Origin of the sequence: Photobacterium sanguinicancri, from assembly GCF_024346675.1 — a bacterium.
Lineage (GTDB): Bacteria > Pseudomonadota > Gammaproteobacteria > Enterobacterales > Vibrionaceae > Photobacterium > Photobacterium sanguinicancri.
In genome coordinates, this window is record NZ_AP024850.1 from 2,420,544 (window position 1) to 2,436,572 (window position 16,029).

Here is a 16,029-nt window from a genome sequence, read left to right on the forward strand (position 1 = left end):
TTGATAAGCTACGTAAGATAAAGCAAAGCACAAGATGAGTAAAACATTACGCACTGAAAATAAGCGCGACGCGGCGGCTGACATATATATCTCCGATAGAATCAGTATTATTTGCCAATTCTAATCGGTATTCTCTGACGACCAAAGCGCTTTTTGCTTGACGTGAAACGTCCAGCAATTTCACCACCGCAATGCAAGCACATACCCAGCCCAGAAACTCGATATTCACTTAGCTGATACCAATCTCTTTCAATCACCCGCTGGTGACAATGAGGACAATAAGTGCTGGCACCTTCTACATCGTGTACATTACCGACATAGACATAGTTCAATCCCTGTTTAATTGCTATTTCTCTGGCTCTTAATAAGGTTGAAGGTGGTGTGCGAGGTTTGTCCGTCATTTTAAAGTCAGGATGAAAAGCACTAAAGTGCAAAGGCGTATTAGCTCCAAGATTATCGAAAATCCATCGCGACATCGCTTCTATTTCCGCTACGCTGTCATTTTCATCGGGTATCAGTAAGGTAGTGATTTCAAACCAAACCTTTGTCTCATTTTTAAGGTATAACAGCGTATCAAGTACAGGAGCTAATTGCCCTAAACATACTTTGCGATAGAAACGTTCGGTGAATGCTTTCAAATCAATATTAGCGGCATCCATGTGTTCAAAAAACGCATGCCGCGGCAATGGGTTCACATAGCCAGCACTCACTGCCACACTATTGATCCCCAACTCGCGACAAGCAATAGCGGTATCACGGGCATACTCAAGGAAAATTACGGGATCATTATAAGTAAAGGCAATGCTCTCACAATTATGTTGTTTTGCTGCCAGCGCAATCTGTTCTGGCATCGCTTGCGATCCCAATGTATCAATCTGGCGCGATTTACTGATGCTCCAATTCTGGCAAAATTTACATCCTAAGTTGCAACCTGCTGTACCAAAAGAGAGTACAGAACTCCCCGGGTAGAAATGATTAAGAGGTTTCTTTTCAATAGGATCAATACAAAAACCACTCGATCGTCCGTAGCTTGTTAAGATGATCTCACCTTGATGAGCGGCACGAACAAAACATGCACCTCGCTTTCCTTCTCGTAACTTGCAAAATCGAGGGCACAAGTCGCACTGAATACGGCCATCATCCAATCGGTGCCAATACTGGGTACGTACAAATTGAGGCGGTAACGTTGAAGTAGTATTACTCATCACAATAAACACATCTTGTTGGCTTATAAGAAGTTTTTATACCTATAATTAATATAGCTCTTTGAAGGAAACATGCTTATGAATATTCGCCACCCCGCTGTTGCAGGGCGGTTTTATGATGGTTCACCAACCCAGTTGAAAGAACAACTGGATGATTGGTTATTACCGCCATTAAATGCTGAAAATAAGCACATCGCAGACGTTGCTCAAACGGAGTTACGCGCGCTTATTGTTCCTCATGCTGGGTATCTATTTTCAGGACAAGTTGCGGCTGCAGCCTACCAACACCTTCGTGAATATGCAGATACCATCAAGCACGTTATTCTCATCGGGCCAAGTCATCGGTATTTTTTTCAAGGTTGTGCTTTACCTACAGCATCAAAATTTTCAACGCCACTTGGTAATGTCACATTAAATACACAAACTATTGCTACCCTGAGTGAGATAGAAGATTTTGAACTCTCAGAGCAAACCCATGCGTTAGAGCACAGCCTAGAAGTACAACTACCCTTTCTTCAAACAGTACTGCGTAATTTCAGTCTATTACCCATATTAACGAGCAATGTATCACCCGCTAAATTAGCCAAATTAATTGACCCTTTGTGGCGTTCTAATGACACTTTATTAGTTGTTAGCAGTGATTTAAGTCACTTCCACCCATACCACAAAGCGCAGCAAATAGATCGTAACACTTGCGACCTTATTGAGCACTTTGAGCCGACATTAACACCCGAACAGGCTTGCGGATCAACGGGAATCAACATGTTGTTATTATTGGCGAAACAGCGAGGATATAAGCTTACAAGATTAGCACTAAACAACTCTGGCGACACCGCTGGAAATAAGGAGAAAGTCGTTGGATATGTCAGCTACCTCATATCAAACACTGAATAAAGGGGAACTAACCCAACTGTTAGACATTGCTCGCGAAGCGATTCGTGGTCACTTTTCTTCAGGGTTACCAAAATCACCTGAATACAGTTTATACGGACGTAAATTACTGGCTCCTGCTGCGTGTTTTGTCACGCTTGAGGTAAGTGGTCAATTACAAGGCTGCTTAGGCTCAACTGCTGCACATTCACCTTTGGTACTTGAAGTACATAATAAAGCGCGTGCTAGCGCGTACCAAGATCGCCGCTTCATGCCATTAACAGAAGATCAACTCAGCCAATTAACCATTGAAATATCAGTCCTTACCACGCCTAAAGTGCAAGAAATCGATTCAGAACAAGCGCTCATTGATTTCTTATCAGTGAACAAAGTGGGCGTGATTTTAACCGATAACCACCAGCAAGCTCTGTTCCTACCACAAGTATGGAAAAAGCTAAAATCACCAACAAATTTTATTAAGCAATTAAAAGTAAAAGCTGGCTGGAATGCAAATTACTGGTCTAGCAACATCAAAGTAAAAACGTTTGATGTCACTAGTATTAAAGGGAAGTTTTACTGATTGGATGATTTTACATTTTTAATATAATAGAAAAGGAGCGCTGTTATAGCGCTCCTTTTTAGTACAACCCAATTCTCGTAAAAGTAGAAAGTCAGTTCAAATTACCCTTAGCTACTAACCCATAAGGCACTGAGCTAAATATCTTAGGTTGATTATTAACCGTTGGTGCAACATGGGGCTGCTGCCAGTCCAGTAACATAATGGCTAATACATTGCGGTGTTCGCCGTGAACTAATCCAAAGTCACCATCAACCGATGGCACCATTCCTTTTTCTTTATTAATAGAAGATTGAATCGCTTTACGCATTGCAAGCACAACAGGGTCACCGTCTTTGCCTGCCAATAAGAAGTTAATGCCCACTTCGGCTAATACATCTTCTTTCGAGCGCTTTAAAATAGTATCGACATTTTTACGGTAATAATCGTAGATCCACTGGAAATCACTTTCTTTAATTGGATGCTGATAATATTCACTGGCGGCAAAAATAATATGTGTCATGCCGTAGATCTTATTCATGTACTGCTGATCGGTCAGTGTGCTGTCTAAGCTATCTGGGTAGGCCTGTTTAAACGCAACAATAAAATCATCAACCACATCCTGTTCACCTAATTGACGTAACCAATATACTTGGTTGGCAAGCTGAGCCGCCCATGCATGGATCATCTCGGTATCTGTCGCGTATTTTTTGAAATCGTATCGACGAATGATTTCTCGTAGTTTGTGGTCTTCTTTATGCTGTAAGCCATATTCATTGGCACGCGCCATTGACCCTAACAAGCCAACACCAAGATAAATATATTCGGGCATCTTCTTGGTAGCAGCATAACGGCGCTGACTTCGCTCATCTTTATCGCCGACATATTCATCAAGACGTTTTTGCGAATAAGTTGCGATTTGCTCTGGCGTGTTCATTTCATAAGCCACGGTATTCAACTTACTTGCCACTCTCGCCATATCTGCCCATATCGCTGATTGATATTTTGGGTCGAGCGTTTGGCGATACATACGCAAACCATAATGCCCCATTTTGAAGGCTGGCAGAGTGTAAAGTTGTGGCTCGTAAGTGTCTCGGATCAACTGAGCGTCTTGCTTAAAGCTAACTACTTGGCTAGCGATAACTTGCGATGGCGTTTCTAGCTTTGTGGGCGCCAGTTCAGCATGAGCTGCATAGGCAAATAAACTGCCACTAATCGCAATAACTGATGCTATGTATTTCAAACCGAATTTCATGTATATCCCTCACCTTGATAGCGATTTTATGCTCAAGCTATCAGCAAGATTATTGGTTTACGTCACTGTAGTGTCAATTTTCACCTTATAGGCGAATATCAATCCACACTAACCGATGATCTGAGCCAGCTTGCGGTCGCTCTCTTCCTTTATCATCAACCACTAATGAGCGCATAAGATCTTTTCGATCTGGCCAAAATACCCCACTGTTCGTCACAGACAAATCAGCAGAGGGTAAGACATAATCCAACCTTAATCCTGATAAATGCGTCCATTCTGAAGCTCGCCCAATACGTGTCTGCCAAAGGCGTACAAACCGACTCCCGACACTTTTAGGCGTTTTCTTGCCACTACTGACCGTATGATTGATACGAGGATGATGAAGCAACTGTTTAATCGCGCTTTTACTGCCATCACCGTCGATAGAGTCAGCATTTAAATCACCCATCACAATAAACGACTCGGTTGACGCTAACCCCGCTTGAACACCTTTATCGTCATAGAGATAATCGGCATTATCGATAATATCAACAAGCAAGCGAAGCTCGTCATGATTACGGCGTAAGTTACGCTTTTCTTCACCATCAAAAACAGGCGGAGTGGGATGGCAGCACAGCAAGTGAATAGTACGGTCTTCGACTATGATTGGCAGGGCGATATGATTTTTAGAGGATAAACGAAATACATCTTTCGCCTCAGCGCTGTAATAAGCACTTGGCATTTGGTTGCCAGGCATATCTCGCCATAAGAAGTGCTGCCAACTACGCATCTGGCTCTCATCGAGGGGATAGCGTGACAAAATAACAAAACCATAATGACCATGGTGTTCACCAAAACCATAACCGTCTTCTGGCAAGGTGCACTTTCCATCACGGTTAAAATCAACATCACTCAGCAAACCCGTATTTGTCGGGGGTAAATAACGATAGGGATAGGCAATGGGCGTTGTTGTACTGCCTGACTCTACTGGCTGTGCAACACCAAGATAATGGCAACAAAAGTTATCTAATGCTCCATCATCCCCCCCCTGTCCTGGGTGATCAAATTCACACAACAACAGAACATCTGGCCGAACATGTTGAATAATGGCTGCAATTTTTTTAAATCGTTCGGTATCAGAGCTAGCCGTCTGCGCTAAAATTTGCCCAGCAGTAGCTTGAGACATAGCAACATTAAATAAAGCAACACGCAAAGAAGACAATGGGAATATTCCAGCAATAAAGATGAACGCATTATAGCGCCCATCCCTCTGATTTTTATACTTCTATTGCAAATACTAGTCGCGAGTATTGTGCTGATAACTAAAAAGCTAATCAACCAACTGCGAAATAGCTAGACGGATTTGATGGGCATCATCCATGGCTCTGTGCTTGGTTGGCCCTTGTGCTTCAAGTGCCAATTGAAAACTTGATCGCGCGATGCCATTTTCTTGCATTAACCAGTGCCCTACCTCTGTCAGCATAAAAGACGGACGCATATGAGCCGCATGGTATAAACGGCCTAGCCAGAATAAATCCCATTGGCTATCACAAAATACAAACTCGAATTTCCCTAAAACCTTGTTAAGGTGCTGGCACACCTCAACGACTTGCTCACCTTTACGTTCAATGTCGCGACGAGAAAGGTGATGGATATGATTTTCTGCATAATCATCCCAATACTGCCACGCATCACTTGATGATAATGGGTTGATCAACAAGCTTTCTCCTGTGCCATCTGGCAGAGAATAACCCACTTCAATTGGATAGGATTGATCAGACAAGCCCGAGGCTTCAAAATCTAATGTGGCCCACATTGCACACTCCCTGTTATATGAGAAGGTTTTACTGCCGTACTCGAAACATCCGTTATCTCGGCGTACCACAACATTTGGTTAAATAGGGTATCTGGTCTTACACCTTTTCACCTTGCTAACCAGCAGCCATTCGACGTGCTATTCAACAAGAGAATCCGTGTTATCTATAATTCTAAATGTAGACTTTATCTTAGTTGCTAGGGCAATTTATTCAGCAAAACTCGATCTTAAGACAAAAACTGTATCGGGTCATAGAAATGGGGGCTTAGGCTAGATTACACTCAGACTGTTTTTAGATAACTGAATAATTTGCGATGACTCCGACACTTGGTTTTGCGGGCTATAGCGGCTCTGGTAAAACAACATTATTAGAAAAGCTGATCCCTCTATTACGCGCTCACAATATCCGCATTGGTTTGCTCAAGCACAGCCATCACGACATTGAACCCGATAAGCCCGGCAAAGACAGTTACCGACTACGCCACGCTGGCTGCCAGCAAACCTTGTTGGCCACAAAAAAACGCCACATGCTGTATTTCGAATACCCAGAAGAAGATCGTGGTGAACCCGAGTTAGCCGCTTGCTTAGCACAGCTTGATCATTCCAAGCTGGACATTGTGCTTGTTGAGGGGTTTCGTGATCAGTCGATTCCGAAAATTGAAATTCATCGCCCAAGCTATGGCAAACCTTTTTTACATTCGAACGACCCACACATTATTGCGATAGCAACCGATGCTGAAATCACCCCATCGCGCGCCTCTCTCCCTCTGCTCGATCTCAATAATACCGAGCAAATCGCACGTTTTATCATGCAGTGGATAAAACAAATAACCAATTAAGTCGCGAAAACATAACAGTGGCATACACAGATTGCGTGCTAAAAGGCATAAATACGCACGCTTCTGTTATTTTCCTGCTCCCCCCTATTCCCCCTAACCTACGGCTGAAAATGTAGACACAAATCACGCTATTGTGTAATCTTCGCGCTTATTTTTCGCTTCTCATCACTATTATGAGACGAGTTTTGTGAGCTACGCCCTTTAGCTCATCCCAAAATTATTTTTCTCAGGCTGATGGATTTTCCACCAAGTCATCGCAGAATAGCGACATAACAACAAATAACCGACAAATAAGAAGAGAGTACGAACCATGACTATTTTCACTCAATTCCATGATGCTATTGAAAGCAATGCTTTTAATGATTCTACGGATCATGTCTCTGATGCAGAAATTGCCCGACAAGCGCTAGTAAAAAAACTGCAGTTAGCAGGTGGCATCACATTGATTGAAGACTAATCTAGCAATCACTGAATATCATTAGGCGCTTTACCTTTTTATAACAAAGCGCCGTTCTACACCGACTCAATATAGCCGATTCAAACACACCGTCCTTGGTAAATTTCTATTAAACTCTGTTTTCCATCTAACACACTCAACTCAACCAAGGACTTACATCAAACCAAATAGGGTTTAAACAACCTTTCGCAAAGCAAATATCCGCCATTACACCACCAAGCCTCATCCTTACGGACCAATCTCCCCCACGTGAAAGTACACCCGTGGTATTACCCTCACAAAACTCGCTTTTACACACTGTTTTTAATAAAATGGTTTAATATAGACCGTAGATAAATTGTGATAGAAAACACGCCAACAAAGCTGTTGATTTAACAACAGCAAACAAAATTATCACTTCTTATTAAACAACAAACAAAGCACTAAACCACCACTAATAACATAGTGCTTCGACAGTAGATTGAATTATGTTTAACTTTGCTTGCTTCAAAAAGAACGATGAAACTGATACACAGCTTGTTACGCTTGAATCTAAACTCGCAGAACAACAGAATGCTAATTCTGAGTTAGAAAAAGAACTTATAAACCAGCAAAATACATTAAGTACTCAGCAGCAATCAAACGCGATGCAACGAGACTTCACAAATCAGCTGTTACATTCAGTCTCACCGTTGGAACATATCCGCGGCAACATCGCCAGTGCTGCTGAAAACCTTAAGCTTTACTTAGAACAACATGTCACAGAAAACCGAGACGGTATTGCTATCCTCAATGTGTTTCGCGAAACCTTAAATCAGCTCATTACACAAATAAATATGAGTGGTAATTCACTTGAAGCCTTAAAGAGTAACTCAGAGGACATCGGTAAGTTTATCGTTACCATTAACAATGTATCTGAGCAAACCAATCTCTTGGCACTCAATGCCGCCATCGAAGCAGCACGAGCTGGCGAACATGGTCGTGGCTTTGCCGTGGTGGCTGATGAGGTCCGAAAATTAGCGCAAAACGCGAGTGAAGCCGCGAGTCAAATTCAAAACGTCGTCGGTGAGATAAGCAATAACACTCAATCTTGTAGCCAAAGCGCAGAGTTCATCGAAACGCAGTGCTCTCAGCTCCATAATGAAATTGAAGAGCTGGTCAACATTGTGACTTTACTGATTGAAAAATCCGACGAGCTTCATCAGCTAGTTGATGAAAGTTACTCATCGATTTTTCTACGTCTAGTACAAATTGATCATGTCGTTTGGAAAATTAATATTTACCAACGCATTCATAACCGTGAATTCGCTAACACTGATGTTGTCGATCATCATCAATGCCGCTTAGGGAATTGGTACTATCAAGGAAGTGGCAAGCAGCTATTTACAAGTTGCCGCTCATACCAATTATTAGAAAAGCCCCATGCTGATGTACATACTAACGGCAGAAAAGCACTAAAAGCATTTGCAGAAGGGAACGACAATGAAGGCATGGCGTTCATGGCGAGCATGGAAACGGCAGCAGATACTGTGATTGCTTTGCTCAACGATTTAGAAGGCGAAATGGCTAAAGTGAAACAGCAATAGCCACGCTTTTCCAGCACACAATAATAAGAGCCTGTATCTACAGGCTCTTATTTGCAAATAGTAGCGAATAGCGACTTTCATCGTAATGTCATAAATCAGTAAATTATTTGACATGAAATCAGTGTCAAATGTGCGACATAACAATACGCATATGACACTGGAGAAAGTCAATGACAACCCGAATGAGCCCTTTTGAACGCCGCGAAGACGATATTGACCCACGTAGCGAGACATCTCAGCTAACAAAAATGATCGATGCAAGCCTATCTCGACGTAAATTTCTAGGGGCTGCTTCAGTGATGACCGCTGGTGCATTCATGGCTGGTATGCCAGTTTCTGCTTTCGCGAGTTCAACAAAAGCGAATAGCAAACTAATGGGCTTCTCTGCTGTACCTGTCAGTACCGATGACTCCATAGTGGTTCCAGAAGGCTACAATGCACAAGTGCTGATCCGCTGGGGTGACGGCCTTTTCCCGACTTCACCTAAGTTTGACCCAACGGGCAATGCACCCTCGTCACACCAAGAAGTGCAATTTGGTGATAACAACGATGGTATGACTTTTTTCCCACTGTCTAATGATCGCGGTGTACTTGCGGTTAATAATGAATACTGTAATAACGAGTACCTGTTTTCACATCAAGGCAAAAGCATGACCGCTGATGATGTGAAAAAATCCCAAGCAGCGCACGGTATTTCAATTTTTGAAGTCAAGCGAACAACAAACAATAACTGGCAGCTAGTTGTTGATTCAAAATACAATCGTCGTATTACAGCCAATACCGAAATGACCATTACAGGCCCTGCTGCAGGCCAACCAGATATGCGAACATCTGCGGATAAAAACGGTAAAAAAGCGTTGGGCACATTTGGTAACTGTGCAAATGGCTTTACCCCTTGGGGCACTTACTTAACCTGTGAAGAAAACTTCAATGGTTACTTTGGTACTAAGAGCGATATCAAGATTACCAAAGAACAAAAGCGTTACGGCTTAGGTAAAGAAGATTCAGGTTACGGCTGGTCACTGCACGATGAGCGCTTTGATGTGGCTAAAAACCCTAACGAAGCAAACCGCCACGGTTGGATTGTTGAAATCGACCCAATGGACCCAACATCAACGCCAATGAAACGTACTGCGATGGGACGCTTCAAGCACGAGAATGTCGCAGTTGTTATTAACAAAGACGGTCACATTGTTGCCTACATGGGTGATGATGAGCGTGGCGAGCACCTTTATCGCTTTGTCTCTAAAAACAAATACGTAAAAGGAAACGATGCCGCGAACCGTCAACTTCTTGAAGAAGGCACAGTTTTCGTTGCTAAATTTAGTGCAGACGAAGGTAAAATTGGCGGTACAGGCCAATGGATGGAATTAACCCATGGTAAGAATGGCCTAACAAAAGAAAATGGCTTCCCGAACCAAGAATACATCCACATGTACACGCGCCTAGCGGCTACTCAAGTTGGTGCAACCACAATGGATCGCCCTGAGTGGATTGCGGTACACCCAAATCAAGACTACGTATTCTGTACACTAACCAACAACAAAAACCGAGGCGTAAAAGAAGGTCAACCTGTTGGTGGCCCTAACCCACGCGAAGCGAACAATTACGGTCAGATCCTACGCTGGCGTCAAGTGAATGATGACCATGCTCACCCAACGTTTGCCTGGGATCTGTATGTTATGGCGGGTAACCCTGAAGTACACAAAGGCACTTTGTACGCAGGCAGTGATAACATCAACAATGACAATATGTTTAACAGCCCTGATGGTTTAGGTTTCGATGCCGATGGCCGTATGTGGATTCAAACTGACGGCAAATATTCAAATAAAGGCGACTATGCAGGCATGGGTAACAACTCCATGCTATGTGGTGACCCTAAAACAGGTGAAATTCGCCGTTTCTTAACGGGTCCAATCGCTTGTGAAATTACGGGCTTAACCTTCAGCCCAGACTACAAGACCATGTTTATTGGTGTGCAACACCCAGGTGAAGAACGAGAGCCATCACACTGGCCTGATGGTGGTAACAGCACGCCGCGCTCTTCACTGGTGATGATCACGAAAACAGATGGCGGTGTAATTGGTAGCTAATCGTAAAACCTGAATAAGTAGAAGCTGATGTGGTTTTAGGTCTGACTCTCACAGCTTAATCTAAAAAAGCCCCACTCTCGTAGACATGAGGATGGGGCTTTTCTGACCGTGAGAGCTTGCCGTAAACAGCAACACTGCTAACGTGAATACAACTAGCGTCAATCAATGCATGACAGCATTACTTTTGAGTCGCAACTTTCACTTCAGGTTGCCATACACGGTAAGACACATCTAAGTTTTCAGGCGCATATACCACAACAGGTAATTTGCTGTTGTAGCGGTATAGTTCGCTACGTGGTGCTCGAACGGTTTTCTCAACATTAGCCTTACCTTTCGGACACGCCATTAATGTGCCAACCATATTTTCAATATTGGCATCATAACGGTAATAAGGGTAACCCCAACCTTGAGCAACTTTACGCTCTAAAGCGCTTGGTAGCATGTAGTTGTTACAGTCAAGTTTTAACGTTTTGCTGATCACGATTTCAACTAAACGCTCTTCTTCGTTCGCTAATGGTTCCAGAATAAACACATGGCGGGTCATGCCTGCGCTAGCTTTCGGATAAGCCTTCATTTCTGATTGAACTTTAGCAATATGTGCCGTTTTCATATCATCACTATTATTCTGTGGAGCAGCACAGCCACTTAGTAATAATGCGGCTAATACCGCCGTTGTTAATGTGCGTTTCATTCGCTTTCTTCGTTGCCATTAATAATGGAAAATTTATGGCGGCAGACTACCATAAGACATTTTTTAGTCATACTAATACATCTATAACTTGCGGCTAACAATCAAGGTTAAGCAGACAAAAGCGCCGACTGACGAAGTAATCATGCTGATTGGTAATTCTTGTGGCTGCAACAATGCTCTTGCACCTGCATCCGCCCATACAAGAAAAATAGCACCAAATAAAAAGCAAATTGGCAATTGATGTTGAATCCGATAAACCCCCAGCCTGTTCACAATATTAGGGATGATCAAGCCGACAAAACCAATCGTGCCCGTCCAAGCCACTAGGGTGGCAGTTAGCAACGCAACAATAGCAAATAAACCTTTACGGGTACGCTGAACGTTCACTCCCATTGAAGCAGCCAGTTCATCACCTGTCATCAAACGATCTATGCTTCTTTGCTGAGAATAAATCACTGCATAACAGCCCGCGACCACCAAGGCAATAATGGGCAAAATCGACCACTTAGCAAGGCCCAGTCCCCCCATTAACCAAAACAAGACGGATTGTGCGGTGCGTTGATCCCCAGAGAAAATCAAAAAGCCCGTTATAGCGGAAAACAAGCTATTTACGATTAAACCCGCTAATACCACCCGTTCGGGGTGCCATTGGTTTTGGCTTGTTAAAGTATGAAGCATTAACTGCGCAAGCATCGCACCACAAAAGGCAAAAACCGGTAAACTGAACATACCCATCACAGTAATATTGAGCACAATACACGCCACCGCCCCGCTTGATGCCCCTGCAGATAAACCAAACAGGAATGGGTCTGCCAGTGGATTGCGCGTTAACTTTTGCAGCACTAAGCCACATATAGCTAAACCGCCCCCCGTTAATATCGCCAATATAAGCCGAGGAAAACGCAACTCTGCGACAATCAACTCGATCCCATTTAACGACTCTCGATCTATCAAACCAACAAAAGCTGACAGAACATCATTAGCGGTTGTGGGTACAGCGCCAAGTAACGCACAGAGAAACACAGAAATCGCTAAACTAACAACAAGAAAACAGTAATGAACAGTCATACTTAATGCGATTGTTTTGACTGGTGCATTGCATTTATCTGAGCTGAAATCACCTCAACCGCATGAATATTAGCAGGGCCAGGCGTTAACGCTTCATAGCCTAATGTAATGATCTGATTATTTATCACCGCTGCTGTGTTTGCTACCGCGGGTATCGCTCTTAACTTCGCCATCACGTCTTGCGATGTCTGCTGATTATAATCAACCATAATGATTAAATCAGGGTTACGGGCAGCAACGATTTCCCACGGAATTGTTCCCCAGCTGGCTTCGATATCATCCGCAATGTTTTTACCACCTGCCGCTGATATTAACGCGGTTGGCATACCAAATTTCCCCGCAGTAAAGGGTTTATCATCACCAGAGTCATATACAAACACCTTCAAGGGCTTCACTTGCTTAGCCTTCTGCTCTATTTGAATTCGCTCTAATGTTTTCTTCCAATCTGCAATCACTTGATGTGCTTTATCTTCCACCTGAAAAATTTTGCCTAAGTTTGAAATATCGTTATAAAGCAGTGCAATATTGGCCGCTTGATTTTCCGCTGCCGCCCCTACATTTTTAGCTTTGTTTTGATGGATACAGGATTCACTCAAGATATACGTGGGAATATTAAAACGTGCTAATGATTGAGGTGTTACTTCTCCCCCCATGCGCATACCGTAATTCCAACCAGCAAAAAACATATCAGGGCTTTGTACTAAGATATTTTCTAATGTTGGACTTTTTGGGGAAATTTCATGGTAACGCTTTAGCAGCACTTGCGATCGTTCTGACGTTTTATACCAGCCACTAATACCGCTGATTGCTTTGATACGATCATCTAGCCCCAGCGTCAGCATCATCTCTGTCATATTAATATCGTGCACGATCACCTGTTTAGGGTTAGTGGGAAACGTAACGGGCTGTCCACAAACATCGACGGTTATACCTTGTGTATCCTTAGCAAAGGCAGAAGTCATCGTTAGGCACACTATTGCCAATAATAGTAAAACGCTTTTTTTCATTATTAACTCAAAATTGATAAGTAAATCGGGGGCAATCAGCCTTCGGATGGCGGTCGGTAATCATGGTTAATCCAAAGACTGCCTGTATATTTTCGCTGGTCATAATGGCATTTGGCTTACCATGGCACACCAACCGCCCCTGCTTCATCATGTAAACATAATCGCAGTAGCGTGCGGCCAAATTAATGTCGTGTAAAACCAAAATACAGGTCTGGGGAAGTGTTTCGATGGTATCGAGCATGCAGAGTTGATTCGCCACATCCAAATGATTGGTTGGCTCATCAAGTAATAATATTTGCGGTTGCTGAGCCAGAGCTCGTGCTAGGTATATTTGTTGCCGCTCACCACCTGATAGCTGATCTAATTGGCTATCAGCCAAATGGAGCAGGCCGAGTTGAGACAGTATATCGTCAACAGCTTTACGGGTAGGATTAGGACAAGCTAACTCAATAAAATAACGCGCAGAAAAGGCGAGTTCAGGGATATGTTGCGGCACTAACGCGAGATACTCGGCTAATTCTCGCCGTGACATCTGGTGAGCATCTTTCCCATCAATAAAGTAACTGTGGCTCTTGGCTGGAATAAACTGCAACATGGCTTTGATAAAGCTTGATTTACCACAGCCGTTCGGGCCGAGTATTCCCACCTTCTGACCCTTATGCGCCATAAAGTGGGCAATATCCACCGACATTCTGGGTGATATGTCGGCGTGAAGTTGAACAATATCAAGCATGCAATTCCATTTAGCCAAGTAATTGATTCAACGTATTATAAATCATTCTTTCGCTTGCATAAATAACCTTATTATTTATACGTCATTTCACCATCGAGCCAGAAGTTATATTAGCCTAAGGCATATAGCGATTATATTCTCGCTCTAGTAAGATCAAAAAAGGCTCCTAAATACGTTAGGAGCCTATTGTAAGCTCAATCAAAAATGCATTACGCCGTAAATTACAAGCTCATGATCTTTTTGAACTCTTCATCTGTGTATTTTTTCTCGGTGCTTTTAGTCAGATCAGTCATCATTTTGTAGCGGATATCTGTTGCCATCGACAGCGTACGCTGCAACTGACCGTACGAGTAATCAGATGCCATATTTAACGCGGCTTGCTTATCTGATTTGTAGAGCGATTTTAGCGTCATATCCAAGCTGCTAACTTGCTTGTATAGCTTGGTTTCTTCTTTATCCCAGGTTGCTTTCAGCATCGGCAAGTATTTCTCTTGGTTGGCTGTTGCCAGTGCCGTTAAGCTGCGGAATTGCCAGTATGCCGATTGATCAGAATAAGTGTCTGTCCCTGTATGATACGCGACTGGGTATTCTTCTAGGCTGGTGTATAGCGGCACTAATACAGACTCAGACAGCACCCCAAAGCTCTGCCAGATCAAGCCTTGCAGTTCTGATGGCATATTCGGGCGCAATTGGATGATATGCGATTCAAGCTGGCGTTCAACCCGCATTGGACGTTCGCCTTTATCTTCAAGCTGCGTGCCTTCGTACGTTGCACCTAATACGTTTGCCACATCAGCAACCGAGATTTTTTGGTCTGGTTTCAAGAACAGCGGGTACTGTGCTTGGCGAGTTGCTTGTTGTTTAGAGGCAGACAGCATTTCTTGCCCTAGCCACTCACGGTCAATATTGTAAACATCACCAATTACACCAAATGCCTTAGCAAAGTTAAATGACTTCGCGTTCGGTTTTTCGAGTAATTTATGTTGTTTAACAAATGTCATTAGGTCTTGAGAATGCAGTACATTTTTGCTGTTTAGATCAACACCATGAACACGTAAGCCATTTGCTATCATCGCATAGCTGTCATCAGGCACTTTTACCGCAATCCAGTGGTGACCAGAACCAATCTCTACGAGCCATGCTTCATTCACATCCGCAATATATAGGCTGTTACCTTCACCAGCACCATATTGCTCGATGTATTTACCCAGTAGCTCAACCCCTTCTTTTGCTGTTTTCACCTGAGGCAAAATCAGTGTTGGGATCACAGCTTCAATAATGCCATTCTCAACTAACGGATCCGCTTTTTTCGCATTGTCATTCACTTCAGCACTGGTTGTTGCTGATACAGCCACGTTATATTCGTTAATACCACGCTCTTCGTAATACTTACCTTGGCTATCAACCGTATGTGCATCCCAATCAGGAATGGCAGAATATGCATAAAATTGCTTTGGCATAGGGACAACTAGGCCATTGCCTAATTTCCACTCTCCAGCTTCATTTTTTTGTGCTGAACGGTGCGTTAAATGCTTGTTCCAGTTATTAATACCAAAATCTTCATTACGCGCAATCATAATGCTGCCATCAACTGATGCGCCTTTACCGACAATAAGCCCAGTACAGGCATTCGCGCTCAGACTAACCGCAGATAGAATTGCCGCCGACAGCAAAGTTACAGACATCTTTTTCATCGTATCTCTCCATGATGGATAATTTTATTTGAATTTTTATTCAACTTACATGAAATAAATGCTTATTTATAGTGATTATGTGGTTATTTATTTCAAAAGCAGTGTATCCACCTATTAGAGTGATTTTTGTTCAACAGATCACGCCATTAATAATTCCATCAACAGAATAATAAAAATAAGGGCTGGATCGCGTTATACGAC

General features: G+C 43.0%; 15 protein-coding genes. 6 read left to right on the forward strand and 9 right to left on the reverse strand.

What is annotated here, in order from left to right:
• Nucleotides 1-107 precede the first annotated feature (107 nt).
• Nucleotides 108-1,205, reverse strand: coding sequence for an AmmeMemoRadiSam system radical SAM enzyme (amrS, locus tag OCU87_RS11385; RefSeq protein ID WP_261858376.1), 1,098 nt, complete (start codon nt 1,203-1,205; stop codon nt 108-110).
• Nucleotides 1,206-1,283: 78 nt separating this feature from the next.
• Here amrS and amrB point away from each other — a divergent pair, with 78 nt between their 5' ends.
• Nucleotides 1,284-2,099, forward strand: coding sequence for an AmmeMemoRadiSam system protein B (amrB, locus tag OCU87_RS11390; RefSeq protein ID WP_094956245.1), 816 nt, complete (start codon nt 1,284-1,286; stop codon nt 2,097-2,099).
• On the forward strand, nt 2,068-2,655 hold the full coding sequence (amrA, locus tag OCU87_RS11395; protein WP_261857180.1) for an AmmeMemoRadiSam system protein A: 588 nt from the start codon (nt 2,068-2,070) through the stop codon (nt 2,653-2,655). Before amrB ends, amrA begins: the two co-directional genes overlap by 32 nt.
• 91 nt (nt 2,656-2,746) lie before the next feature.
• Here the strand turns inward: amrA and OCU87_RS11400 are convergent, their stop codons facing one another.
• From OCU87_RS11400 to OCU87_RS11410, 3 genes are all read right to left on the reverse strand, one after another.
• A complete protein-coding gene (locus OCU87_RS11400) occupies nt 2,747-3,886 on the reverse strand; it encodes a DUF3541 domain-containing protein (RefSeq protein WP_261857181.1) in 1,140 nt (379 codons plus the stop codon).
• Between the two features lie 85 nt (nt 3,887-3,971).
• Nucleotides 3,972-5,051, reverse strand: coding sequence for an endonuclease/exonuclease/phosphatase family protein (locus OCU87_RS11405; protein ID WP_261858377.1), 1,080 nt, complete (start codon nt 5,049-5,051; stop codon nt 3,972-3,974).
• Between the two features lie 144 nt (nt 5,052-5,195).
• On the reverse strand, nt 5,196-5,681 hold the full coding sequence (locus tag OCU87_RS11410; RefSeq protein WP_062690799.1) for a hypothetical protein: 486 nt from the start codon (nt 5,679-5,681) through the stop codon (nt 5,196-5,198).
• A gap of 314 nt (nt 5,682-5,995) precedes the next feature.
• Here OCU87_RS11410 and mobB point away from each other — a divergent pair, with 314 nt between their 5' ends.
• From mobB to OCU87_RS11435, 4 genes are all read left to right on the forward strand, one after another.
• Entirely contained in the window at nt 5,996-6,520 is a 525-nt protein-coding gene (gene mobB / locus OCU87_RS11415; protein WP_261857182.1) for a molybdopterin-guanine dinucleotide biosynthesis protein B, read from the forward strand.
• A gap of 310 nt (nt 6,521-6,830) precedes the next feature.
• Complete coding sequence (locus tag OCU87_RS11420) at nt 6,831-6,977, forward strand: hypothetical protein (protein WP_189337821.1); 147 nt, start codon at nt 6,831-6,833, stop codon at nt 6,975-6,977.
• 467 nt (nt 6,978-7,444) lie between these two features.
• On the forward strand, nt 7,445-8,542 hold the full coding sequence (locus OCU87_RS25005; protein ID WP_303499514.1) for a methyl-accepting chemotaxis protein: 1,098 nt from the start codon (nt 7,445-7,447) through the stop codon (nt 8,540-8,542).
• Nucleotides 8,543-8,724: 182 nt separating this feature from the next.
• On the forward strand, nt 8,725-10,635 hold the full coding sequence (locus OCU87_RS11435; RefSeq protein ID WP_261858379.1) for a PhoX family protein: 1,911 nt from the start codon (nt 8,725-8,727) through the stop codon (nt 10,633-10,635).
• Nucleotides 10,636-10,813: 178 nt separating this feature from the next.
• Here the strand turns inward: OCU87_RS11435 and OCU87_RS11440 are convergent, their stop codons facing one another.
• The 5 genes from OCU87_RS11440 to OCU87_RS11460 all read right to left on the reverse strand — a co-directional run bounded on the left by OCU87_RS11440 (nt 10,814) and on the right by OCU87_RS11460 (nt 15,828).
• The gene (locus OCU87_RS11440) at nt 10,814-11,326 is read right to left on the reverse strand and encodes an ecotin family protein (protein WP_094956240.1); all 513 of its coding nucleotides are present in this window, start codon (nt 11,324-11,326) and stop codon (nt 10,814-10,816) included.
• An 81-nt stretch (nt 11,327-11,407) separates the two neighbouring features.
• Nucleotides 11,408-12,394 carry a FecCD family ABC transporter permease gene (locus OCU87_RS11445; protein ID WP_261857183.1) on the reverse strand — a complete coding sequence of 329 codons (987 nt, stop codon included), beginning with the start codon at nt 12,392-12,394 and terminating at the stop codon, nt 11,408-11,410.
• Nucleotides 12,395-12,396: 2 nt separating this feature from the next.
• Nucleotides 12,397-13,401 (reverse strand): ABC transporter substrate-binding protein, encoded by a 1,005-nt coding sequence (locus tag OCU87_RS11450; protein WP_261857184.1) that lies wholly within the window; start codon nt 13,399-13,401, stop codon nt 12,397-12,399.
• A gap of 7 nt (nt 13,402-13,408) precedes the next feature.
• Nucleotides 13,409-14,134, reverse strand: coding sequence for an ABC transporter ATP-binding protein (locus tag OCU87_RS11455; RefSeq protein WP_261857185.1), 726 nt, complete (start codon nt 14,132-14,134; stop codon nt 13,409-13,411).
• Nucleotides 14,135-14,355: 221 nt separating this feature from the next.
• Nucleotides 14,356-15,828: a C69 family dipeptidase gene (locus OCU87_RS11460; RefSeq protein ID WP_261857186.1), complete on the reverse strand. Its 1,473-nt coding sequence runs from the start codon at nt 15,826-15,828 to the stop codon at nt 14,356-14,358.
• Between the last annotated feature and the right edge of the window lie 201 nt (nt 15,829-16,029).

Coding starts and splice junctions, on each gene's coding strand:
- OCU87_RS11405 (WP_261858377.1), bottom strand. CDS start 5,051: ATGTCTCAAGCTACTGCTGGGCAAATTTTAGCGCAGACGGCTAGCTCT.
- OCU87_RS11435 (WP_261858379.1), top strand. CDS start 8,725: ATGAGCCCTTTTGAACGCCGCGAAGACGATATTGACCCACGTAGCGAG.
- OCU87_RS11420 (WP_189337821.1), top strand. CDS start 6,831: ATGACTATTTTCACTCAATTCCATGATGCTATTGAAAGCAATGCTTTT.
- OCU87_RS11410 (WP_062690799.1), bottom strand. CDS start 5,681: ATGTGGGCCACATTAGATTTTGAAGCCTCGGGCTTGTCTGATCAATCC.
- amrA (WP_261857180.1), top strand. CDS start 2,068: ATGTCAGCTACCTCATATCAAACACTGAATAAAGGGGAACTAACCCAA.
- OCU87_RS11400 (WP_261857181.1), bottom strand. CDS start 3,886: ATGAAATTCGGTTTGAAATACATAGCATCAGTTATTGCGATTAGTGGC.
- OCU87_RS11450 (WP_261857184.1), bottom strand. CDS start 13,401: ATGAAAAAAAGCGTTTTACTATTATTGGCAATAGTGTGCCTAACGATG.
- OCU87_RS11460 (WP_261857186.1), bottom strand. CDS start 15,828: ATGAAAAAGATGTCTGTAACTTTGCTGTCGGCGGCAATTCTATCTGCG.
- mobB (WP_261857182.1), top strand. CDS start 5,996: ATGACTCCGACACTTGGTTTTGCGGGCTATAGCGGCTCTGGTAAAACA.
- amrB (WP_094956245.1), top strand. CDS start 1,284: ATGAATATTCGCCACCCCGCTGTTGCAGGGCGGTTTTATGATGGTTCA.
- amrS (WP_261858376.1), bottom strand. CDS start 1,205: ATGAGTAATACTACTTCAACGTTACCGCCTCAATTTGTACGTACCCAG.
- OCU87_RS11455 (WP_261857185.1), bottom strand. CDS start 14,134: ATGCTTGATATTGTTCAACTTCACGCCGACATATCACCCAGAATGTCG.
- OCU87_RS25005 (WP_303499514.1), top strand. CDS start 7,445: ATGTTTAACTTTGCTTGCTTCAAAAAGAACGATGAAACTGATACACAG.
- OCU87_RS11445 (WP_261857183.1), bottom strand. CDS start 12,394: ATGACTGTTCATTACTGTTTTCTTGTTGTTAGTTTAGCGATTTCTGTG.
- OCU87_RS11440 (WP_094956240.1), bottom strand. CDS start 11,326: ATGAAACGCACATTAACAACGGCGGTATTAGCCGCATTATTACTAAGT.